Annotated in this window: 21 protein-coding genes and 1 pseudogene; 6 read left to right on the top strand and 16 right to left on the bottom strand. The window is 70.8% G+C overall.

From position 1 onward, the window contains the following. Positions 1-150 precede the first annotated feature (150 nt). The 3 genes from OG352_RS32200 to OG352_RS32190 all read right to left on the bottom strand — a co-directional run bounded on the left by OG352_RS32200 (position 151) and on the right by OG352_RS32190 (position 2,858). Complete coding sequence (locus tag OG352_RS32200; RefSeq protein ID WP_329221771.1) at positions 151-480, bottom strand: nucleotide pyrophosphohydrolase; 330 nt, start codon at positions 478-480, stop codon at positions 151-153. Beyond that, positions 477-1,598, bottom strand: coding sequence for an ATP-binding protein (locus OG352_RS32195; protein WP_329224041.1), 1,122 nt, complete (start codon positions 1,596-1,598; stop codon positions 477-479). Before OG352_RS32195 ends, OG352_RS32200 begins: the two co-directional genes overlap by 4 nt. Positions 1,599-2,462: 864 nt before the next feature. Continuing rightward, positions 2,463-2,858: a cell division protein SepF gene (locus tag OG352_RS32190; protein ID WP_329221770.1), complete on the bottom strand. Its 396-nt coding sequence runs from the start codon at positions 2,856-2,858 to the stop codon at positions 2,463-2,465. A gap of 318 nt (positions 2,859-3,176) precedes the next feature. On the opposite strand from OG352_RS32190, the pseudogene OG352_RS32185 reads away from it, so the two are divergent. Then, positions 3,177-4,822 (top strand): annotated as a pseudogene (locus tag OG352_RS32185) (hypothetical protein). A gap of 2 nt (positions 4,823-4,824) precedes the next feature. Here the strand turns inward: OG352_RS32185 and OG352_RS32180 are convergent. Together OG352_RS32180 and OG352_RS32175 are read right to left on the bottom strand one after the other, a co-directional pair. Next, positions 4,825-5,106, bottom strand: a complete 282-nt coding sequence (locus OG352_RS32180; protein WP_443072402.1) for a YceI family protein — start codon at positions 5,104-5,106, stop codon at positions 4,825-4,827. Between the two features lie 227 nt (positions 5,107-5,333). Further along, entirely contained in the window at positions 5,334-6,029 is a 696-nt protein-coding gene (locus tag OG352_RS32175) for a TetR/AcrR family transcriptional regulator (protein ID WP_329221768.1), read from the bottom strand. A gap of 450 nt (positions 6,030-6,479) precedes the next feature. Here OG352_RS32175 and OG352_RS32170 point away from each other — a divergent pair, with 450 nt between their 5' ends. Together OG352_RS32170 and OG352_RS32165 are read left to right on the top strand one after the other, a co-directional pair. Continuing rightward, positions 6,480-6,872, top strand: coding sequence for a hypothetical protein (locus OG352_RS32170; RefSeq protein WP_329221767.1), 393 nt, complete (start codon positions 6,480-6,482; stop codon positions 6,870-6,872). A gap of 5 nt (positions 6,873-6,877) precedes the next feature. Then, on the top strand, positions 6,878-7,546 hold the full coding sequence (locus tag OG352_RS32165; protein ID WP_329224040.1) for a nucleotidyl transferase AbiEii/AbiGii toxin family protein: 669 nt from the start codon (positions 6,878-6,880) through the stop codon (positions 7,544-7,546). A gap of 238 nt (positions 7,547-7,784) precedes the next feature. Here OG352_RS32165 and OG352_RS32160 read toward each other — a convergent pair whose 3' ends face one another. After that, entirely contained in the window at positions 7,785-9,161 is a 1,377-nt protein-coding gene (locus OG352_RS32160) for a class I SAM-dependent RNA methyltransferase (RefSeq protein ID WP_329221766.1), read from the bottom strand. 134 nt (positions 9,162-9,295) lie between these two features. Continuing rightward, a complete protein-coding gene (locus tag OG352_RS32155) occupies positions 9,296-11,500 on the bottom strand; it encodes an APC family permease (protein ID WP_329221765.1) in 2,205 nt (734 codons plus the stop codon). A 460-nt stretch (positions 11,501-11,960) separates the two neighbouring features. Here OG352_RS32155 and OG352_RS32150 point away from each other — a divergent pair, with 460 nt between their 5' ends. Continuing rightward, positions 11,961-12,629 (top strand): potassium channel family protein, encoded by a 669-nt coding sequence (locus OG352_RS32150; protein ID WP_329221764.1) that lies wholly within the window; start codon positions 11,961-11,963, stop codon positions 12,627-12,629. After that, a complete protein-coding gene (locus OG352_RS32145; protein ID WP_329221762.1) occupies positions 12,629-13,306 on the top strand; it encodes a potassium channel family protein in 678 nt (225 codons plus the stop codon). Before OG352_RS32150 ends, OG352_RS32145 begins: the two co-directional genes overlap by 1 nt. Before the next feature lie 210 nt (positions 13,307-13,516). On the opposite strand, the gene OG352_RS32140 is transcribed toward OG352_RS32145, so the two are convergent. The 7 genes from OG352_RS32140 to OG352_RS32110 all read right to left on the bottom strand — a co-directional run bounded on the left by OG352_RS32140 (position 13,517) and on the right by OG352_RS32110 (position 20,300). Beyond that, the gene (locus tag OG352_RS32140; protein WP_329221760.1) at positions 13,517-14,281 is read right to left on the bottom strand and encodes a DUF3159 domain-containing protein; all 765 of its coding nucleotides are present in this window, start codon (positions 14,279-14,281) and stop codon (positions 13,517-13,519) included. Between the two features lie 3 nt (positions 14,282-14,284). Then, positions 14,285-14,683 (bottom strand): OB-fold nucleic acid binding domain-containing protein, encoded by a 399-nt coding sequence (locus OG352_RS32135; protein ID WP_329221758.1) that lies wholly within the window; start codon positions 14,681-14,683, stop codon positions 14,285-14,287. A gap of 91 nt (positions 14,684-14,774) precedes the next feature. Continuing rightward, entirely contained in the window at positions 14,775-15,491 is a 717-nt protein-coding gene (locus OG352_RS32130) for a response regulator (RefSeq protein WP_329221756.1), read from the bottom strand. Next, on the bottom strand, positions 15,485-18,085 hold the full coding sequence (locus OG352_RS32125; RefSeq protein ID WP_329221754.1) for a sensor histidine kinase KdpD: 2,601 nt from the start codon (positions 18,083-18,085) through the stop codon (positions 15,485-15,487). The genes OG352_RS32130 and OG352_RS32125 overlap by 7 nt, the downstream gene beginning before the upstream one ends. 304 nt (positions 18,086-18,389) lie before the next feature. Continuing rightward, positions 18,390-19,166 carry a DUF3710 domain-containing protein gene (locus OG352_RS32120; protein ID WP_329221752.1) on the bottom strand — a complete coding sequence of 259 codons (777 nt, stop codon included), beginning with the start codon at positions 19,164-19,166 and terminating at the stop codon, positions 18,390-18,392. 1 nt (position 19,167) lies between these two features. Further along, entirely contained in the window at positions 19,168-19,719 is a 552-nt protein-coding gene (gene dut / locus OG352_RS32115; protein ID WP_329221751.1) for a dUTP diphosphatase, read from the bottom strand. Further along, entirely contained in the window at positions 19,716-20,300 is a 585-nt protein-coding gene (locus tag OG352_RS32110) for a PaaI family thioesterase (RefSeq protein WP_329221749.1), read from the bottom strand. Before OG352_RS32110 ends, dut begins: the two co-directional genes overlap by 4 nt. 58 nt (positions 20,301-20,358) lie before the next feature. Here OG352_RS32110 and OG352_RS32105 point away from each other — a divergent pair, with 58 nt between their 5' ends. Continuing rightward, complete coding sequence (locus OG352_RS32105) at positions 20,359-20,823, top strand: DUF3093 domain-containing protein (protein ID WP_329221747.1); 465 nt, start codon at positions 20,359-20,361, stop codon at positions 20,821-20,823. 20 nt (positions 20,824-20,843) lie between these two features. Here the strand turns inward: OG352_RS32105 and OG352_RS32100 are convergent, their stop codons facing one another. Together OG352_RS32100 and OG352_RS32095 are read right to left on the bottom strand one after the other, a co-directional pair. After that, positions 20,844-21,881, bottom strand: coding sequence for a hypothetical protein (locus tag OG352_RS32100; RefSeq protein WP_329221745.1), 1,038 nt, complete (start codon positions 21,879-21,881; stop codon positions 20,844-20,846). 13 nt (positions 21,882-21,894) lie between these two features. Further along, on the bottom strand, positions 21,895-22,191 hold the full coding sequence (locus tag OG352_RS32095) for a DUF4193 domain-containing protein (protein WP_003993510.1): 297 nt from the start codon (positions 22,189-22,191) through the stop codon (positions 21,895-21,897). Positions 22,192-22,538: the final 347 nt, after the last annotated feature.

Genomic DNA, 22,538 nt, shown 5'->3' with positions numbered 1-22,538 from the left:
ACACCCGTATCCACTCCACTACCCAGAGTGAGGGTCTGTGGGACGAAAAGCCAGAGGAAGACCGAAATCTGTGGACAACAAATCGGTTTCGGTCGGCCTGTTGACTGCGGAGAGTGAAAACGGATCGCGAGGCTCACGTCCGGGGTGCCGCTACGGCGCCGGGAACCTGTGCTCGTTGCGGTCGATCTTCGCGTCCAGGGCCGCCAAAGGGTCGATGCCGAGCACCTCGCACAGTTGCAGCAGGTACGCGAGGACGTCGGCGACCTCGTCCGTCACCTTGTGGGCGGTGTCCGGGTCGTCCATCACGCGTACCGACTCCTCCGGCGTCAACCACTGGAAGATCTCGACCAGTTCGGACGCCTCCACGCTGAGGGCGGCGACAAGGTTCTTGGGGGTGTGGAAGGGCTGCCAGTTCCGCGCGGCCGCGAACTCGGCCAGCCTGCGCTGCAACTTCGCCACGTCGAGGTGTTGTTCTGTCACGGACCCAGGTGTACCACCGTCGCTCCGTCCGTCCGGGCGACCCAGGACCCGTCGCTGACCGCGCCGACGCAGCGGATGTGCCCGCGTTCGGCCATCCGCACCGCCAGCCGCAGCAGTTCGGCGCGCTGCCGGACGTCGAGGCCCCGGTCGAGGCCGTCCGCGAGAAGGGTGAGGGTCTGCATCGCGGCGGGCACCTCGCCCGCCGGGTCCACGTCGAGGACGCCCGGCCCGGTGAGCAGCACCAGCGCGAGGGCGACGTAGCGCAGTTCGCCGTAGCCGAGTCGGGAGAGTTCCGTGCGGGTGCCGTCGGCGCGGTCGAGAACGGCACGGACCGTGCCGTCGTCCAGTGGCTCGGCACGCAGGTCCACGACCGGTCGTCCGGCGGATCCGGCGGACAGCGCGGCGACCAGTTGGGCATGCCGCCGTCCGCACTCCTCGCGGGTGCGCCAGAGCACGTCGGCGAGGTTGTCGCAGCCGGCGAGGAGTCGGCCGGAGCCGGTGGGGACGGGGGAGCCCATCCAGTCGGGCTGCGGATCGCAGGCGAAGACGGACCTCAGGGCGACCACCATCTGTTCGGCGGCGGCGAGCACCTGCCGCTGTCCGTCGGTCTTGCCGGCCACGCGCAACGGCAGCAGCGCGGTGCCGAGCCGGTCGTCGGGCAGCGGGGCGCGCGTGACCGGCGCGGCGCCGCCGGTGTGCCAGGCGGCCTGCACCGTACGGCGCCCGGGATCGCGCAGGGCCGACTCCAGCAGTACGACGCCCCCGGCGCTCAACCGCTCGCCCACGATGCGCAGTTCGGGTTCGGCCTGTACGGCGACGTCGAGCAGGACGGGTCCGCCGGGTCCGTCGGCCGTGCACCCGATGCGGAACCCGCGGCGCCGCTGGGCGTCGGGCCGCGCCCCCTGCGGCACGCAGGCGACGGGATCGGCGAACACCTCACCCAGCCGGGCCCCGCCCCCGAGCCGCGCCAACGCCTCGTACGCCCGCAGCGCACTGCTCTTACCGCTCCCGCTGTCCCCGACGAACAACGTGACGGCCCCGAGCGTGAACCGGGCCCGCCGATGCCCCGCGAAGGCGGAGAGCCGCAACTCGGTGACACAGGGCCGGATGTAGCGCACCGGGGCGGACGGGGCGCGGGGACCAGCCACTCCGGCCGGGGCGCGTGACTCGTCGAGGGACGCCCCTGGTCCGGGAGGCCCTTGCGCCGGAGGCCCCTGTACGGGCGAGGCCTGCGGGGGCGACGCCTGCGGGGGCACGGTAGGGGACGCGTGCCCGGAGGGCGCCCGGTCGGACGCTGCGTGGGGTAAGGGCGCGGAGGAGGCAAACGGCGAGGACATATCCGGACGGTAGGGCTCCACCGCCAGGCGAACCGTTCCGCCCCGACAAGCTTCCTACGATCGAGGGACTGAGAGGGGCGGGAACGACCCTCGCGGGGCGGGAACGAGTGCAACGAGCGGGGCGCGGGAGCGTGTCGCCGGGCGCGGGGAGCGCGGGACGGGCGCAGGGCGCGGGGAGCGCGGGACGGGCGCAGGGCGCAGGGCGCGGGCCGCGGGGCGGGGCGCAGGGCGCGGGCCGCGGGGCGGGGCGCGGGACCAGTGCTGTGACCGCATAGGTTCGCCGGGCTATTGGTCGAGGCGGTTTGAGGCGGTTGGAGGTCTAACGGCCTTGGCGCTAGCCGGACGCACGGAGCCCAGTGACGACCACGGCCAGCACCAGCGAGGCGAGCGGAGCGGGCGCAGCAGCAGCAAGCCGGACGCGCAGCGCGACAAAGCGACGACGCGATCCGACCCCGCAGCCGGTCGCTCGCTACGCGCCCGGTCGCACAAGCCGAGCGGGACGCGTCCGGTCGTCGCCGCTCGGCATGCCACCGCCGGGAGATGCCCCGCCCAGCCATGCCATGCCATGCCATGCCATGCCACCGTCAGAGATGCCTTGCTGCCCGACCATGCCACCGCTCAGCGGCGCCCCCGCCCTCCCCCGCCTCAGACCCCAGGACCTCCCCTCCCCTCCATGATCCCGCTCACCTCGGTGCCCGGTGGGGTGAGGAGGAAGACGTTGCGGTCGACCCGGTGCATGCCGCTGGCCAGGCCGAAGACCACGCCCGTGGAGAAGTCCAGGACGCGCTTGGCGGTGTCGGTTTCCGCACCCGTGAGGTCGAGCAGCACCGGGATGCCCGACATCAGCGTCTCGGCGACCTCGCGGGCATCCGCGAAGACGTTGACCCGCAGCACCACGAAGCGGCGCCGGGTCTCCGTCTCCGAATCGGGGAGCAAGCGATGGTCCACCGCCGAAGGCCACGCATCCCGGCCGCGCAACGGAACGACTTGTGCGAGCCCTTCCCACTGTTCATCGGTGACGTCGTAACGGTTCACCGGCACCCCCCGAACTGACTCGCCTTCAATGCCTGCACCAGTCAATTCTTACGCCAAGTCACCCGTTCGGCCCAACAGCGACACGGACCGCCACAGCCCGAAATGGCGCACAACCGCCTCTTACCCCCGCGACACCGGAACCTTCACCTCCAGGCACACCCCGTTCACCAGCCCTGATTACGTTGTGGAACCGTGCACTTGGCAGATACCCCGCTGGTGACACCCGGCCGAACACCCGACCCGGCGGAGTCCGCCACATCCGCTGCCTCCGCCGCCTCCGCCACTTCCACCCCTCAGGAGCCGGCCCCGCAGTGGCATCGCGCCCTGACCCTGCTCGCCACCGTCAGCCTCTTCATCGGCACCCGCACGATCTGGGCGCAGGCGGCCAGTCACCGACTCCTCGTCGCCGCGGCCATCTCGCTGTGCTACGCGTCGATCCTGGTCTGCGGGGTGCTCGCTCTGACGGTGCGGCGCAGCCGTTCACTGGCCCGCATCGACCTCTCCGTACTGCTCACCGCCGTGACGCTCGTGCTGTGCGCGTGGGTGATGAACCCGCACGGCAACGACGAGGCGGTCCTCACCGCCCAGGCCGCCCGGGCACTCGTCGACGGCGACCCCGTCTACGGACAGCCCTGGCCCTGGCTCTTCGGCCACGGCATCGCGCTCACCCCAACGATGCACGGCGGCTACGACTACACGTACGGCTATCCCCCGCTCGCCCCGCTGCTGACCGCGCCGCTGCTGTGGATCGGCCACGACGGCGCCCCGGCGACCGCCCTGGCGACCGGCGCGCTCGTGGTCGGCGCGGTGGTGCTGTGGCGGATGCTGCCGACGCCGTGGCGGCCGGCGGCGACCATGGTGTGCCTCGGCTTCTCCTTCCTGCCGATGTACGGGCGCCAGGGCTACCCGGCGATCCTGGCGCTGGCGCTGCTCATCCCGGTGGTGGTGCGCTGGCCGCGGATCGGCCGGGGCGGGCGGCTCGGCGGGGCCGGGATCGCGCGGGCGGCGTGTCTGGGCGCGGCGTGCGCGGCGCAGCAACTGCCGTGGTTCGTCACGCCGTTCCTGCTGGCCGGCCTCTACGCGGTACGCCGCGGTGAGCTGGGCCGCGAGCCGCGGCGGGCGTGCTGCTGCGGGTCGCCGGGATCGCCGTCACCGTATGGCTGCTGATCAACGCGTACTTCGTCGTGAGCGAGCCCCGGACCTGGCTCGGCGGGATCGCGCTGCCGCTCACCCAGGACGCGGTGATCCACGGGCAGGGCCTGGTGGACGTCTCCCTGTACTTCACGAACGGCAGCGACCGGCTCGACTGGTACGGCCATGCGAGCAAGCTGCTCGCGGCGGGACTTCTGGCGCTGTTCGTGCTGTTCGTGCGGCGGCTCGGTCCGGCGGCGACCGTGCTGCCCTGGTGTGCCTTCTTCCTGGCGACGCGGTCCCAGGACGGCTACTACCTGATGATGACGCCGCTGTGGCTGGCAGCCGCGATCACCGCGCCCCTGCCGGAGTTCGCCGGCGCGTGGCAGCCGCGCCCGCGCCCGCTGGCGGGAGCGCACCGGCGCCCGGCCCGGATCGCCGCGGCCGTGCTGGTCGTCGTCCCGGCCCTGGCGAGCGCGACAACGGCGGCGACGGGAACGCCACCGCTGGACATGCGCGTCACGTCCGTCCGACGCGCCTCGCCAACGCCAACTGCCGTGTCACTGTTGACACTTCAGGTGAAGAACACCGGCGACCACGCCCTCGTACCCCACTTCACGCTCACCACCGGCCAGGGCATGACCCCGTACTGGACGATCACCCAGGGCCCCCACACACTCCCCGCCCACACCACGGCCGTCTACGAACTCCGGCCGCCCACCGAGAAGTTCCACCTCCCTCGCGCCGATGTCCGGATCCGACTGCGGGCCTTCACGGGGACCCCGCAGACGTTGTCGAGCACGGACTTGGGAAACACCCTCCGCACAGCGCTGCGCTGACGCTACGTCAGACTGTCGTGCGCGTGAAGCGGAGCATGGTATTGACGGTGGCCGTGGCCAGGCCGCGCATCATGCCCATTCAGTTCCGCCCGAGGCCGAACTCGTCCCGGTCCACGGCGAATTCGGCATCCAGGGTGACGGTGTCGGCGCACGGCGAAGATGATCTCGGGGTGGTTGTCGACGTCGAAGAAGTCCGCACCGCGCAGGTGCGCGTCCAGCTTGGCGTCCCCTGCTGACCACCCCTCCGACCTGCATTCCGACCTGTACTCCGAACAGGGCGGCAAGGCCTCCGGGGCCCCTTCGTGGCAAAGGGCACGGTGATCGCCACAGCGACCCGCGTCTCCTCCGAGATCGTCGACGGGGCGGGTCAACGCGGCTGACGGCGCACGGAGGACGCCACGCGGGCATCCGAGTCCTTCACGATCGCCAGCGCATGTCGTTCACACCGCCGCTGCCACCCCCACCGAGACCGCCACCGAGACCGAGGCCCCGCCACGGGTCTCACCCTGCCTCAGACCCCGGCGGCACCCGGCTCCAAGCCGGTCGCCGCTGCCACATCGTCCGCGACCGCCGCTGTTGCCGCTACCGCCGCCGACCGGACGTCGTCGACCACGGGCCGAGCCCGTCCCTCCGGCACCCCCGCCGCGACGAGCGTGGCGACGGCCGTACGCGTCCCGTCGTCCTCCAGCGCCCCGCTGTTGACCTCCTCCAGCAGCGCGATGTGCATCCCCTCCAGCCCGGCGCTCAGCACGGCGGGCGGCAACTGCGTGTGGAAGACACCGTCGCGCTGCCCGCGCGCCAGGATGGCCGTGACCTCGTCGCGAGCGGGGGCGAGGATCTCGGCCACCCGCTCGACGCCCAGGTCACGCTGGGCCAGCGAGAGAAGCAGCCGGTAGCGGTCGCCGACCGGCCAGATCGAGTACACGAAGTGCGCGAGCGCCCGCTCGGCCGGCACCTCAGGCCCCGCCGCGACCGCCAGCACCCCGCGCAACGCCTCGGACGCCTCCTCCGCAAGCGCCTCCAACAGCGCGGCCCGCCCGGGAAAGTGCCCGAAGAGCGTACGCCGTACGACCCCGGAGGCCCGCGCGATCTCCTCCAGGGTGACGTCCGGATTCCGGCCGAGCTCCTGACGCGCCGTGGCCAGGATCCGCGCCCGGTTGGACCGCGAATTACGCCGCTGCGGCTCACGAGCCACGGAGTGCGTCACGGAAAACCTCGATGCTTCGATACGAACGAAGGGCCGCCCATTCTGACGGATCACCGCGACGGAGGCGACCCGACGACCCGGCGATCACCCTGGCACCGAGCCCCTCAGCAGTGAGCGCGGCGGTGCCGGAGCTGGGGAACGGGTCAGAGGTCAGGCACTCTTCCCCACCGGCTCCAGAATCGCCACGCACTCCACGTGATGCGTCATCGGAAAGATGTCGGCCTGAGTGATTCAGAGAAAAGACCAGGTCAGAGCCGCTTTCTCGGCTCATCGCGCGGCGTGCGGGCGCCCAGAGCGTCAAACGAGCGTCACGGCCGAAAGCCCATCCCACCTACTCGGGGCAGACGAAGCTGTCACAACCAGCTCCCCCAGCAGGATCTGCCCCTCGCACTCCGGACCCGGCTCGCTCATCATGACCCGCGCCCGTCATCCGGCCGCCATAATGGACTCATGCCCCCCAGCTCACAGCACGCCGCACCCCCACCGAGGGACCTCCCGGGCGCGGACGCCGACGACCTGGCGCTGTACCGGGAGAAGTTCCGGCGGCGTCTGCCGGAGTCGCTCGACGAGTTGCACGGCCCGACCCATGGGGTCGTGGAGCTTCCCCTGCACGTGGCCTGGTCCGGGATGACCTCGTACGACCTGGGCAAACCTCGCCAGCGCATGGGCCTGTACCGCACCGTCCTACACGAGGGCCTGCACGACGACCTGCCCCGCTACCTCAACCAGGACCTGCTCCTCCAGCTGTGGCCGGTGCTGCGCACACTCGTCGGCCGCACCGTCCGCACCGTATGGGAAGATGCCTTCCCCCAGCTCGCCACCCCCACCAAGGCAGCGGCGTGACGGACATGCCGGAGCTGCACACGCGGCTCCTAGCGGACGTGATCGCCCTCGGCTCCCCATACCCCCTGGTCCTCACCGGCGGATACGCCGTGCGAGCACACCGCCTCGTGAACCGCCCCAGCCAGGACCTCGACGTCGCCACCGAGAACCCGGCGCCCATGGCCGACATCGCCGCCACGCTCCGCGCCGGCCTGGAGTCGCGCGGGTGGAAGGTGCACGCGCTGGAGACCGCCCCGCTGTCCGCCCGCTTCACCGTGACCGACCCGGCCACCGGGCAAGAATGCGAAGTCGACATCCTCAAGGAGATCTTCTGGCGGCCGGTCACCCAGAGCGCGTACGGGCCCGTCCTCGCGGAGGAGGACGTGATCGGGACCAAGGTCCGCGCCCTCGCCGACCGCGGAGCGCCCCGCGACCTGATCGACGTGTTCGCAGCCTCCCGCCGCTGGACCAATGCCGAGCTCGAGGAGTTCGGCCGCCGCCACGCCCGCGGCCGCTTCGAGCGCGAGGATCTGCAGTCGAACCTCACGGGCGCCGAGTGGACCGACGACGAAGCCTTCGCCGCCTATGGCCTCGATGACGCCACGATCATCGCGCTCCGCGCTTGGGCCGTGGAGTGGGCCGACGACCTCGCGGCCCGTCTCCTCGAAGAGGCCGACGATCCGGACATCGGCTGATCACGCCCGACCCCTCACACCACATCCGATCAGCAGAAACCAACAGCTTTTCACTCAGCGTCGCCCACCCTCGGCACCCCATCGGCACTCGCCACTTGGCAGGGTCCGACCTGCTCAGCATGCCACCTGACACCCCATCAGAACGAGCGTCAAATGAGCGTCACGAGCGTCATTTCAGCGTCAAGATATCGCCCGTAACGCCCACACCGCACATAACGCGCACACGCAAAACCGCAGGTCAGGACACCTTGGCTACCGGCTCCAGAATCGCCACGCACTCCACGTGATGCGTCATCGGAAACAGATCGAACGCCCGAAGCGTCCGCACCCGGTATCCGCCGTCCCGGAAGTACCCCAGGTCCCTGGCCAGGGCGGCCGGGTCGCAGGCGACGTAGGCGATCTTTCGGGCGCCCAGCGACGAGAGGTGCTCGACGGTCTTCTTGCCGGCGCCGGCGCGGGGCGGGTCCAGGACGACGAGGTCGACCTCGGTGATGCCGGTGCGCGGGAGCACCGCCTCGACCTTGCCCTGCTCGATCCGTACCCGGTCGAAGCCGGCGAGGTTGTGCCGGGCGTCCTCGACCGCGCGCTTGCCGGACTCGATGCCGAGGACCGCGCCCTTCTCGCCGAGGCGGTCGGCGAGGGCGCCCGCGAAGAGGCCGACGCCGCAGTACAGGTCGAGCGCCATGTCGCCCTTACGCGGCAGCAGGCCCTGCATGACGGCCTTGACCAGGGTGTCGGCGGCCTGCGGGTGGACCTGCCAGAAGCCGCCGCTGCCGACGCGGTAGGTACGGCCGTCGGCCCGCTCGCGCACGAACGCGCGGCCGTGGACGCGGTGGATGCCGCCGTCGTGTTCCTCGACCCGCATCACGGAGACGGGTTTGTCGAGCTCGACGAGGGGAAGGCGGGCGCCGGGCCGCGGCTCAAGGATCACCATGCGGTCCTGGGAACCCGTCGCCGCGATCGCGTCCACCGACGCCATGCCGGACCAGTCGCGCTCCTCGACGCCCAGTTCGCTGACGCCGGGCGCGGCGATCATGCAGTGCTCGATCGGCTCGACCTCGTGGGAGCGGTGGCGGCGCAGTCCGGCGTTGCCGTCGGCGTCCACCGCGTACTGCACGCGCGTCCGCCACTGCGGCACCTCGCCGGGCGGCAGCTTGTCGCCCTCGGCCGGCATCACGGTGCCGTCCCAGCCGGCCTCCTCGGGGGTGAGGCCAGCGAGGCGCTGGAGCTGCTCGGCGATCACCTCGCCCTTGAGGCGGCGCTGGGCGCCCGGCTTGGCGTGCTGCCAGTCGCAGCCGCCGCAGCGGCCGGGGCCGGCGTACGGGCAGGGGGCCTCGACCCGGTCCTTGGACGCTTCCAGCACCCGCACCGCGTCCGCGCGCAGGAACCGGGCGCCCTCCTCGCCGTCGGTCACCCGGGCCACGACCCGCTCGCCGGGCAGCGCGTGCCGGACGAACAGGACCTGGCCCGCGTCGGTACGGGCGATGCAGTGCCCGCCGTGGGCGACGGGCCCGATCTCGACCTCGTACTCCTCGCCCACGAGTGACACCGCAGGCACCGCTTGCTCCGCCGGCACCGCCTGCTCCGCCTGCGTCTTCTTCGGTTCTGCCTGCATGGCGGGGTGACTCCACAACGTCGAACGAGGAACGGCCGGACAACAGCCGACCAGTCTACGTGGCTGTCGTCCGGCCGTTCACCACGAGCCGGGGCGCGGGATGCTCGGAAGGAGCAGGGGGCTCGGGAGGCGGATCAGCTCTTGGCGTCCGAGTCCGAAGAACCCGCCCCCGGAGAACCCGCGCCGGACGTACCCGCCCCCGACGTACCCGCGCCGGTCTTGCCCGCCGCCGACGTACCCCCGCCGGTCGTACCGGCACCGGACGTGCCCGCCCCCGCCTTACCCCCGCCGGACGTACCCGACGGCTCCTTCGGATGCCCCTCCTGCAGCGGACCGCGCCGCACCGAACCCGGGGCGTTCCATTCCTGCCGCTTGCGGGCCCGGTTCTTCGCCGCCTCGGAGGACTGGAGCTGGTACGGCACGGACGTGACCATGACGCCCGGCGTGAACAGCAGCCGGCCCTTCAGCCGCAGCGCGCTCTGGTTGTGCAGCAGGTGCTCGTACCAGTGGCCGACCACGTACTCGGGGATGATCACCGACACCGCGTCGCGCGGCGAATCCCGGCGCAGGCTCTTGACGTACTCGATGACCGGCCGCGTGACCTCGCGGTACGGCGAGTCCAGCACCTTCAGCGGGACGTCGATCCCGCGCCGTTCCCACTCGTCGCGCAGCACCTTCGTCTCGGCCGGGTCGACGTTGACGGTGAGCGCCTCCAGCGTGTCGGAGCGCATCAGCTTGGCGTAGGCGAGGGCGCGCAGGGTGGGGCGGTGGATCTTCGAGATGAGCAGCACCGAGTGGACCCGGGAGGGGCGCACGCTGTCGTCGCTGGGGCCCTCGGGGGCGACGAGTTCCGCGGCCACGCCGTCGTAGTGGCGGCGGATCGCGGTCATCGTCGCGTAGAAGATGACCATGCCGAGCAGGGCGACCCAGGCGCCGTGGGTGAACTTGGTGACCAGGACGACGACCAGGACCAGGCCGGTGAAGAAGGCACCGAAGGTGTTGATCGCGCGGGAGCGGACCATGTGGCGGCGCTTGGCCTGATCGGTCTCGGTCGCCAGGTGCCGGTTCCAGTGCCGGACCATGCCGATCTGGCTGAGCGTGAAGGACACGAACACGCCGACGATGTACAGCTGGATCAGACGCGTGGAGTCGGCGCCGTAGATGACCACCAGCAGCATGGCCGCGCCGGCCAGCAGCACGATGCCGTTGGAGAACGCGAGGCGGTCGCCGCGGGTGTGCAGCTGGCGGGGCAGGTAGCGGTCCTGGGCGAGGATCGAGCCGAGCACCGGGAAGCCGTTGTAGGCGGTGTTCGCGGCCAGGAACAGCACCAGGGCCGTGGCCGCGGCGAGCACGACGAAGAAGAAGCTGCCCTTGCCGAAGACGGCCTCGGCGACCTGGGTGATCACCGGGTTCTGGACGTAGTCGGCGCCGACCCCGACGCCGTTCTCGAGCAGGTCGACGGCCGGGTTCTCGGCCATCCGCACCTTGGTCACCAGGGCCAGCACGATGATCCCGCAGAACATGGTGACGGCCAGCAGGCCCATCGCCAACAGCGTGGTCGCCGCGTTCTTCGACTTGGGCTTGCGGAAGGCCGGGACGCCGTTGGAGATCGCCTCGACACCGGTGAGCGCCGCACAGCCGGAGGAGAAGGCGCGCAGCATCAGGAAGACAAGGGCGAAACCGGCCAGGCCCTGGTGCTCGGCCTTGATCGTGTACTCGGCCGTCGGCGCCCGCATCTGGTCGTCGAGCACCAGTCCCCGGAACGCCCCCCACGCGATCATGACGAAGACGCCCGCGACGAACACGTACGTCGGGATCGCGAAGAGCTTGCCGGACTCCTTGACCCCGCGCAGGTTCATCAGCGTCAGCAGCACGATCACGGCGACGGCGCAGGCCACCTTGTGCTCGACGACGAACGGGATCGCGGAGCCGAGGTTCTCGATGCCGGAGGAGATGGAGACGGCGACGGTCAGGACGTAGTCGACGAGCAGCGCGCTCGCGACCGTCAGCCCGGCCTTGGGGCCGAGGTTGGTGGTGGCCACCTCGTAGTCGCCACCGCCGCTGGGATAGGCGTGGACGTTCTGCCGGTAGGAGGCGACCACCGTGAACATCAGCACGACGACCGCGAGGGCGATCCACGGGCTGAAGTGGTAGGCCGACACGCCCGCGATGGACAGGACCAGCAGCACCTCCCCGGGCGCGTAGGCCACGGAGGACAGCGGGTCGGAAGCGAAGACGGGTAGGGCGATGCGCTTCGGCAGGAGGGTTTCCCCCAGCCGATCACTGCGCAGTGCGCGCCCGATCAGAATGCGTTTGGGCACGTCGGTCAGTTTGGACACAACAGAGGATCGTAAGCCTTCGAACACGGGACCGCCCACCCTCCCCCTGGCTCGGCCGGCGGAGGGGCCGCCGCGTCTGCCTCACGGGTGAAATCAGCCAGGTCCGCGCTGCGGATTCCACAGCCGCGCCGATCGACATGTCTATATGACAATCCCTGCCCGCTGCCGCCCACTCGGAGGGTCCATGCACACGACCGCGGAGCTCATCGGCGCCATCGGCACCCTCGTCGGCCTCGGAGTCCTTACCTTCCTCAGTCTCTGGAGCATCAGCCGTCGCTGATCGCGCACAGCGCGCAAGCACCGGGCACGGACCGTGCACGGGGGTGCCCGGCGGGGACCGCGCGTGTGTAGCTTGGGCGACGGTCTGAGACCCTGTTCAAGGCCGCCCCCCAACGGCCAGGCCAGAAAACTCATTGACTTCTTGACATCTTTTTGACTTCCTGACCTCGGAAGGACGGTCGTGCACATCGTCATCATGGGCTGCGGCAGAGTGGGTTCCGCTCTCGCCCAGACCCTGGAGCAACAGGGGCACACGGTCGCCGTGATCGACCAGGACCCCACCGCCTTCCGACGACTGGGCTCCGGTTTCGGCGGCCGTCGTGTCACGGGGGTCGGCTTCGACCAGGACACCCTGCGCGAGGCCGGCATCGAGGAGGCGGGCGCCTTCGCCGCCGTCTCCAGCGGGGACAACTCCAACATCATCGCCGCCCGCGTGGCCCGCGAGATGTTCGGCATCGAGAACGTCGCCGCCCGCATCTACGACCCCCGGCGCGCCGAGGTCTACCAGCGCCTGGGCATTCCGACCGTCGCCACCGTCCGCTGGACGGCCGACCAGATGCTGCGCCGGCTGCTCCCCTCGGGGGCCGAGCCGCTGTGGCGGGACCCCACCGGGGGCGTCCAGCTCGCCGAGGTGCACGCCGCCCCGTCCTGGGTCGGTCACAAGATCAGCAAGCTGCAGGAGGAGACGGGCGTCCGTGTGGCGTTCCTGACCCGCCTCGGCGAGGCGATCCTGCCCACCTCGCAGACGGTGTTGCAGGAGGGGGACCTGGTGCATGTGATGCTGCGCACGGACGAGCTCGAGAAGGTCGAGGCGTCGTTCGCCGAGGGCCCGAGGGAAGGCGGTCACTGATGAGGGTCGCCATTGCCGGAGCCGGAGCCGTCGGCCGCTCGATCGCGGGCGAACTGCTGGAGAACGGCCACGAGATCCTGCTGATCGACAAGGCGCCGACCGCCATCTCGGTCGAGCGCGTCCCCCAGGCGGAGTGGCTGCTGGCCGACGCCTGCGAGATCACGTCGCTGGACGAGGCGGCGCTCCAGCGCTGCAACGTCGTCATCGCCGCGACCGGCGACGACAAGGTCAACCTGGTCGTGTCGCTGCTGGCGAAGACGGAGTACGGCGTTCCGCGCGTCGTCGCCCGCGTCAACAACCCCAAGAACGAGTGGCTCTTCAACGAGTCCTGGGGCGTGGACGTGGCCGTCTCGACCCCGCGTCTGATGTCCGCCCTGGTCGAGGAGGCGGTGAGCGTCGGCGACCTGGTCCGCCTGCTCCGCTTCAGCCACGGCGACGCCAACCTCGTCGAACTGACCCTCCCCGAGGAATCGGCCCTGGCCGGCACCCAGGTCGGCGACGTGGAATGGCCCGAGGACACCTCCCTGGTCACCATCATCCGCGGCACCCGCGTCCTGACCCCGTCCCGCGAGGACTCCCTCGAACCGGGCGACGAACTACTCTTCGTCGCCGCCCAGGCAAGAGAGGAACAACTCGAGGACCTGTTGTCGGTACGCAAGCCCGGCACCGGCAACTGACCTTCGGGACAGACGGCGACAAGGGGCGCCCTGAATTCTCAGGGCGCCCCTTGTCAGGTTTCCAGTTGTCAGGTTTCCAGCGAATTGCCGGTTTTCCAGCGTCGGTCAGGGCCTTTCAGCCCGTCCGGCGTTTGAGGACGAGGCCCCTTAAGGGCCGAAGCGGGGGTCTGGGGGCGGCAGCCCCCAGGGACGGTCAGCGAACCCCGGCAACTACCCCTCCCGACGGTGCCGCGCCCCAACCTCCGAGGCCCCGGCGGCAGCCTCCCGCTCAGCCTCCGCCTTCTCCTCCGCCTCCATCTCCGCAAACACATCAATCGGCGCGGGCGCCTTCGCGAGGAACACCCACGTCAGCCACACGGCCAGCAGGAACGGCGGAATCTTCAGCGCCACCAGCACCCACCCGAGCTGCGCGGTGTTCGCCCACCAGTACAGCGGGAAGAGGATCGCGCACTTGGCGAGAAGGATCAGCCCCCACGCCCAACTGGCCTTCGCGTACGCCTTCTTGCGGCCGGGATTGCGGGTGCGCCAGGAGAGGTTCTCCTTGAACACCGGCCCGAGGATGAGCCCGATCAGCGGCACCCCGCACAGCGTGGTGATGATGTACGCCAGCGCCAGCCCCAGCGTGTAGAGCATGCCCGGCAGATAGAAGTCCTTGGCGTTGCCGGTCATCATCGCGAAGACGACGCCGAAGGCGACGCCGAAGACCCCGCTGAAGGCGTGCTTGACCGTGTCCTTCATCACCAGCCGGACCACGACCAGGACCAGCGACACCGCGAGCGCGGCGATCGCGGACATGTGCAGGTCCTTGTTGATCGTGAAGATCGTGACGAAGAGCAGGCCCGGCACCACCGTCTCGACCATGCCGCGCACGCCGCCGAACGCCTCGAACAGGGCGGCCTCGGTCACCGCCCGGGCGTCGGCCGCGGCGGTGTCTTCCGCAGTCGTGTCTTCGGTCGGCTTGTCGAGCGACGTCACCGGCTACTCCCTACCCAGGGGTCTCAGTTCGTACTTGGGGTTGAACAGCACCCGGCGGCCCCGGCTCATGGAGACCCGGCCCGATGCGATGAGTCTGCGTCCCGGTTCTATCCCCACGATGGACCGCCTGCCCAGCCACACCACGTCCAGCGCGGCGCTGCCGTCGAACAGCTCGGCCTCCAGGGCCGGCACTCCGGCACGCGGCCGCAGGGTGACCGTGCGCAAGGTACCAGTAACCGACACTATCTGGCGGTCCTGGCAGTCTCCGATCCGCGTACAGCCAGCCGTCTCGGTGTCCTCCCGCAGCTCCTCGGACTCCAGATCCTCCTGCGACGAGGAGAGCCGGTCGAGCATGCGCCGGAACCGGCCCACCGACTTTTGGGGACGAGGAACAGCACTCATATCTGAAGCGTACCGGGGTGCACCGACAGAGCCGTACCCGCCGCCGTACCCGCCCTCCCACCTGCCGTATCGCTGGCCTATCGCTGCCGTGTCAGCGCTCGAACCGGTACCCCATCCCGGGCTCCGTGACGAAGTGCGCGGGATGCGAGGGGTCCGCCTCGAGCTTCCGTCTCAGTTGCGCCATGTACACCCGCAGATAGTTGGTCTCCGTCCCGTACGACGGCCCCCACACCTCCTGCAGCAGTTGCTTCTGGCTGACCAGCCGGCCGGAGTTGCGCACCAGCACCTCCAGCAGATGCCACTCCGTGGGCGTCAACCGTACGTCCTTCCCGGCCCGCTGGACCTTCTTCGCGGCGAGGTCGACGGTGAAGCCGTCGGTCTCCACCAGCACCTCGTCCTCGCCGCCCCCGGCGGGTTCGGCCCGGCGGACGGCGGCCCGCAGCCGGGCCAGCAACTCGTCCATGCCGAAGGGCTTGGTGACGTAGTCGTCGGCGCCGGCGTCGAGCGCCTCGACCTTCTCGTCCGACGTGTGCCGGGCGGACAGCACCAGGATCGGCACCCGGGTCCAGCCGCGCAGCCCCTTGATCACCTCGACGCCGTCCATGTCGGGCAGCCCCAGGTCGAGGACGATCACGTCCGGGTGGCGGGAGGCGGCGAGCCGGAGGGCGGTGGCGCCGTCGTGAGCGGCGTCGACCTCGTACTTGCGGGCCTTGAGGTTGATCACGAGGGCGCGCACGATCTGCGGCTCGTCGTCGATCACGAGCACCCTCGTGGGGGCCTGGGGTGTCGCCCCAGCCGGGCTCAGCATGAGGCCTGCCTCTCGGGTTGTGCGGGTTGCACCGGTTGCGGGTCGGGTTGCACGGGTTGCGGATCGGGCTGTACGGGCTGTGGCTCGGGGCGCGGGCCCGCCGCGCGGACGGTGAGGACCATGGTGAGGCCACCGCCGGGGGTGTCCTCGGCGTTCAGTGTGCCGCCCATCGCCTCGGCGAAGCCGCGGGCGACCGCGAGGCCGAGCCCCACCCCGGCCCCGCGCGGGGCGTCGCCGTAGCGCTGGAAGGGCGCGAATATCCGCTCCTTGGCCTCGTCGGGGACGCCCGGCCCACGGTCCACGACCCGCACCTCGACCCGCTCGGACAGCGCGCTCGCCGAGACCAGCACGGGTTCGCCGACCGGGCTGTACTTGACCGCGTTCTCCACGAGGTTGGCGACCGAACGCTCCAGCAGCCCGGCGTCCACGGCGACCATGGGCAGCGTCTCCGGGATGTCCAGCTCCACGCTCTCCTGCGGATCCGGGACCCCGCCGAGCGCCATCGGCACCACCTCGTCGAGGTCGATCTCGCGGATGATCGGCGTGACCGTACCGGTCTGGAGGCGGGACATGTCCAGCAGGTTGCCCACCAGGTGGTCGAGCCGGTCCGCACCGTCCTCGATCCCCTCCAGCAGCTCCGCCTGGTCCTCCTCGGACCAGGCCACGTCGTCGGAGCGCAGCGAGGAGACCGCCGCCTTGATGCCGGCCAGCGGCGTGCGCAGGTCGTGGCTGACGGCGGCCAGCAGCGCCGTGCGGATGCGGTTGCCCTCGGCCAGCGCACGGGCCCGGTCGGCCTCCTCCTGCAGTCGCCGCCGGTCCAGCACCACGACCGCCTGAGCGGCGAACGCGGCCAGCACCCGCCGGTCCTCCGCGGGCAGCACGCGCCCGGTGAGCGCCAGCGCCAGGTGGTCGCCGACCGGCACGTCCACGTCCGCGTCCTCGGGCCGCTCGACCGGGCGTCCGACCCCGACGTGCCCCGCGCGGGTCCACGGCGCTCTGCCCTCCGTCCGCTCCAGCAGCGCCGCGGACTCCATCCCGAAGGTCTCCCGCACCCGCTCGAGGAGCGCCTCCAGGCTGGTCTCGCCCCGCAGCACGTTGCCCGCCAGGTAGGACAGGATCTCCGACTCGGCCCGCAGCCGGGCCGCCTGATGCGTACGCCGGGCCGCCAGGTCCACCACCGACGCCACCGAGATCCCCACCCCGACGAAGATCACGATGGCGACGATGTTCTTCGGGTCGGCGATCGTCCATCTGTGCAGGGGCGGTGTGTAGAAGTAGTTCAGCAGGAGCGAGCCCACGGCCGCCGAGGCCAGGGCGGGCAGCAGTCCGCCGAGCAGCGCCGCGGCCACGGTCACCGCCAGGAACAGCAGCATGTCGTTGGCGAGGCCGAGGTGGACGGTGTTCAGCAGCAGTGCCAGCAGCGCCGGGCCCGCCACTCCGACCAGCCAGCCCCAGAGGATCCGGGCCCGCCCGAGCCGGGCGCCCCGGGCCACCGGCAGCCCGCGCCCCTTGGCGACCTCGTCGTGGGTGACGATGTGCACGTCGAGGTCGGACCCGGACTCGCGGGCGACCGTCGCGCCGACTCCGGGGCCGAAGACGTACTGCCATGTCTTGCGGCGTGAGGAGCCGAGCACGATCTGCGTGGCGTTGACCCCGCGGGCGAAGTCGAGCAGCGCGGCCGGGATGTCGTCACCGACCACGTGGTGGAAGGTGCCGCCCAGGTCCTCCGCGAGGGTGCGCTGGACCGCCAGCTCCTTGGGCGAGGCCGAGGTCAGCCCGTCGCTGCGGGCGATGTACACGGCCAGGACCTCTCCGCCGGCGCCCTTCTCCGCGAGCCGCGCCGCCCGCCGGATCAGGGTGCGCCCCTCCGGGCCGCCGGTCAGCCCGACCACGATCCGCTCGCGCGAACCCCAGATCGCCGACACCCGGTGCTCGCTGCGGTACTGCTTCAGGTACTCGTCGACCCGGTCGGCCACCCACAGCAGGGCCAGCTCCCGCAGGGCGGTGAGGTTGCCGGGCCGGAAGTAGTTGGACAGGGCCGCGTCGACCTTGTCCGGCTTGTAGATGTTTCCGTGCGCCATCCGCCGCCGCAGCGCCTGGGGTGACATGTCCACCAGCTCGATCTGGTCGGCCCGCCGCACGAACTCGTCCGGCACCGTCTCCTGCTGCCGTACCCCCGTGATCGACTCCACGACGTCACCCAGCGACTCCAGGTGCTGGATGTTGACCGTCGAGACCACGTCGATTCCGGCGGCGAGCAGCTCCGCCACGTCCTGCCAGCGCTTGGCGTTGCGCGAACCCGGGACGTTGGTGTGGGCGAGTTCGTCCACCAGGGCGACCTGCGGGCCGCGGGCGAGGACCGCGTCGACGTCCATCTCGGTGAAGACGCCGCCCCGGTACTCCAGCTCGCGGCGCGGGACCTGCTCCAGGCCGTGCAGCATCACCTCGGTGCGCTGCCGCCCGTGGTGCTCGACGAACGCCACCACGCAGTCCGTGCCGCGCTCCACCCGCCGGTGCGCCTCGGACAGCATCGCGTACGTCTTGCCCACGCCCGGTGCCGCACCGAGGTAGATCCGAAGCTTTCCGCGTGCCATGGCCTCATTGTCTTCCAGTAACTACTGCGTACGCAGCGTCGACCTTACGGCCAACAGTTCTGACAAAAGGGACGAGCTGAAAGGCGAGGGACGCCTTTGACACAACCCTGACGCGGTGAGACGAACACCGGCGGCCCTCACCCCTTCATCGGACGAGCCCCCCGAATCGGTTCACACCCATCGGTCCATCGGTCCCATGGGTCGCCGCACCCCACGGGAACGCGAAGGGGCCGCACCCCTGATCGGGATGCGGCCCCTTCGGCCGTACGGTCTGCCGTCCGTCGATCTGCCGTCCGAGGTCCGACTAGCGGACCTCGGTGATCTCCGGTCCGCGCTGCAACTGGCCCATGCCGCCGGAGAAGCGGGAGCTGTCGTCCTGCTGCTGGACGCCCTCGGGCACCATCTGCGCGTCGTTCGGCAGCTTCAGGACGATCGGGTCGCGCGGCGCCATCGGGCCCTCGCCGCGAACCACGACCGTGTCCCGGAAGATCTGCTCGAGCAGCCCGGCCGCCTGCGGCTGCACCGCACCCTGGCCCGAGATCACCCCGCGCAGGAACCAGCGGGGACCGTCCACGCCGACGAACCGCACGACATGGAAGCCGCCCGTGCCGTCCGGCAACTGCACCGGCACCTGCGCCCGCAGCTCCCAGCCCAGCGGGCCTTCGACCTCGTCGACGATGCCACCCTGCTGGGTGATGCCGGAGCCGATCTCCTCGCGCACCTCGCCCCAGATGCCCTCGCGCTTGGGAGCGGCGAAGGCCTGCAACTGGACGGCGCTGTCGCGCAGCACGACGGTCGCCGCGACGATCGCGTCACCGGCGACCTCGACCCGCAGTTCCATGCCGTCGACCCCGGGCACGAAGATCCCGCCGAGGTCCACGCGGCCCTCGGCGGGGTCGCGCACCTCGGAGTCGTCCCAGGGTCCGTCGGGCCGCGGCTCGGGCTCGAGCCGCGCACGCTCGCGCCGGCCCTCACCCTCGCCCGCTACGTCGTCCGCCTCAGCGTCGACACTGTCGACGACCTGCTCGGCCTCGCCGGCCGCGTCCTCGGCGGCACCCTTCTTCTTGCGACGTCCGAACACGTCACTGTCCTTCCCGGTCGGATACGACCGAAGCGTATCGATTCCCACCCGTCGCGCCGCCTACGGCGGTCTGACCGCTTGTACCGCTTGCGCCGCCCACGGCGGCATGCCCGCCGGTGGACCCGAAGCCCCCCGCGGCCCGCGCCGAGCCGGGAAGTTCCGCGACCTCCTGGAAGCGGACCCTCTCGACCTGCTGGACGACCAGTTGGGCAATCCGGTCGAAGCGCTCGAACCGCACGGACTCGCGCGGGTCGAGATTCACCACGATCACCTTGATCTCCCCACGGTACCCGGCATCCACCGTCCCCGGGGCATTCACGAGGGCGATGCCGCACCGGGCGGCGAGCCCCGAACGTGGGTGCACGAAGGCCGCGTACCCCTCGGGCAGGGCGATGGAAACACCCGTGGGAAGCACGGCCCGCTCCCCTGGCGCCAGTTCACGGCTCTCCGTGGTGCGCAGATCGGCTCCCGCGTCCCCCGGGTGCTCGTACGCCGGAAGCGGTACGTCGGGGTCGATGCGCCGGATCAGCACGTTCAGGGAGTCACTGCTCACGGGTTCACCTCGAAGGCGCGGACACGCCGGGTCTGGTCCGGGTCGCTCATGGCGGCCCGGATCTCCTCCTCGCGGCCGTGGTTCACGAAGTGCTCGACCGCGACCTCGATGAAGAGCGCGTCGGCCCGGACGGCGACGGGCCCGTCGGGGCCGCCGATCCGCCCGGTGGCGGTCGAGTAGATCTTGCGCCCGGCCACCGCCGTCACCGCGGCCGCCAGGTGCAGCGTGGTCCCGACGGGCACGGGCCGTACGAAGTCGGTCGCCAGCCGTCCGGTCACGGCGACGGTCCGCAGCAGCCAGTTCAGCGAGCCGAGCGTCTCGTCGAGGGCGGAGGCCAGGATTCCGCCGTGCGCCAGACCGGGCGCGCCCTGGTGGGCGGACTGCACGGTGAACTCGGCGGTGACCGTCACCTCCTCGCCGGCCCGCGCCTCCAGGTGCAGCCCGTGAGTCTGCTCGCCGCCACATCCGAAACAGTGTTCGTAGTGGGCGCCGAGAAGCTCGCCGGGCGCGGGAGCATCGGGGTGCCGGACGGGCTTCACGGCATTGGCCGGAGGCTCAAGAGCTGCGGAAGTACCACTCACAGCCGCAGACCTTACCCGCCCGCCCGTCGCCCACCCTCACCGTGCCAAGCTTGGCTCCATGCAGCTCTCCGCCACCCCCTACGACGAACGTCTCACCGCCCCCCGCTCCTGGTGGTTCATCTCGTTCCTGGTGGGCGTCTCGTGCGCCCTGATCCTGCTGCCCTTCGGCACCCTGCCCCTGCTCGGCGGCCTGGCCGGCGGCACGGCGGTCGCGGCGGTCATGGCCAGTTCCTACGGATCCCTCCGCATCCGCGTCGTGGGCGACTCCCTGATCGCGGGCGAGGCGAAGATCCCGGTCGCGGCCCTGGGCGAGGCGGAGATCCTGGACGCGGAGGAGGCGCGCGCCTGGCGCACGTACAAGGCCGACACCCGGGCCTTCCTGCTGCTGCGCTCCTACATCCCCACGGCGCTGCGGGTGGAGGTCACCGACCCCGACGACCCCACGCCCTACCTGTACCTGTCGACGCGGGAGCCGGAGCGCCTCGCACAGGCCCTCAAGGCAGCACGCGAGACGACGGCGTAGCCGGCGACCTCGAACAGGCCTCAGCGCCCGAGTTCCCTGGGGTTCTCGGGCTTCTCAGGGTTTTCGGGGGTCTCGGTGCCCTCGGGGTTCAGGGGATTCCTGGGGATCTCCCCCAGGGCCAGTGGATCCACCGGCTTCTCCAGGGGCGGCAGTTCGGGCAGCGCGTCCCACGGCACCTGCATCTTCCGCAGGTCGGCCCGGACCTTCCCGGCCAGTTTCTTGGTGTCCCGCCGGTTCATGACCGCGCCGACGGCGGCGCCCACCATGAAGGGCATGAGGTTCGGCAGGTCCCGGACCATGCGCTTCATGATCTGCTGGCGCAACTCGCGCTTCATCTGGCCGCCGAGCGCCGCGTTGATCGAGGACGGCTTGAGGACGTCGACCCCGCGTTCGCCCGACCATGAGCGCAGATAGGCGGTGCTGCGGTCCTTGAGGCCGCCCGTCGGCCGCACGCCGTAGACCTCGTGGAGTTCGGCGATCAGCTTGAGCTCGATCGCGGCGACCCCGGTGATCTCCGCGGCCAGTTCGGCCGGCATCGCGGGCGGCACGGGAAGCATCGCCGCCGCCCCGATGCCCGCGCCGACGGTGGACGTGGCGTTCGCCGCGCCCGTCACGAGCTTGTCCGCGAGCCGCTCGGGCCCGAGACCCGGGAACTGTCTGCGGAGCGTCTGGAGGTCCCGTACGGGGATCCTCGGGGCGATCTCGATGATCCGGTCGGCGAGATGCGCCAGCCCCGCCCTGGCGCGGTTCCCGCCCTTGCGGACGCCTTCCCTGGCCAGGACCGTGGCTCTCGCCCCGATGACCGCCGCCCTCCCCCACTCTCGACTGCGCTCGAGCGGGGGGACCCCCATCCTGGCGACGGGGGCGGCGTTCCGCGTAGGCGCCGGGAGGTCACCCTGGTCAGTCGCGGGTTCGAGCGAGGCCGATCCTGCGGGGATCGCTCCCTTTCCGGATGAGCCTCGCTCGCCGTCACGCACGCCGTGAGGGCCCCGGGAGGGCCCTTTGTCCGTTCCCCGTAGGGGGAATCGGCGCTTCCGAGGTGGGGTCGAGCCAGTCACGGCCGACCCCTCCTCAGTCGCAGTCGCGGCAGATCGGCTGGCCGTTCTTCTCCCGGGCCAGCTGGCTGCGGTGGTGCACCAGGAAGCAGCTCATGCAGGTGAACTCGTCCTGCTGCTTCGGCAGCACCCGGACGGCCAGCTCCTCGTTCGAGAGGTCTGCGCCGGGCAGCTCAAGGCCTTCTGCGGCCTCGAACTCGTCAACGTCCACGGCCGAGGCCGACTTGTCGTTCCGCCGTGCCTTCAGCTCTTCAAGGCTGTCGGAATCGACGTCGTCGTCGGTCTTGCGTGGGGTGTCGTAATCGGTAGCCATTTCGCCTCTCCCCCTCTGGGTGTCTCTGCGGTGTCTCCAGCGCACGTAACGCGTGAGAGGCCGGACTTGTGCCCGCCTCGAGGCGGAGATTTTGCCTCACATCAAGGTCTGTTACTCAATCGACACCCAACCGGACTCCTCACGAGTGATCGGCTTGGATGGCGATCGGGACCGTACACGGTCCGAATGCCGCACTTCAAAGGCGTCTCACCGTGTACTTCCCGTGATCAGGACCCCCGAAAACCCGGATTTTCCGGGCTTTAGGGCAGCAATCATGATCACGGAGAGTAGATGGCCGGAAATTCGCCCTTGTGATCGATCACACACGACCAGGCCCGGTCGAGGCC

The sequence above is a fragment of the Streptomyces sp. NBC_01485 genome (assembly GCF_036227125.1).
GTDB lineage: Bacteria > Actinomycetota > Actinomycetes > Streptomycetales > Streptomycetaceae > Streptomyces.
Note: the sequence above shows the minus strand (reverse complement) of the source record. Positions and strands in the feature narration are given on the sequence as shown.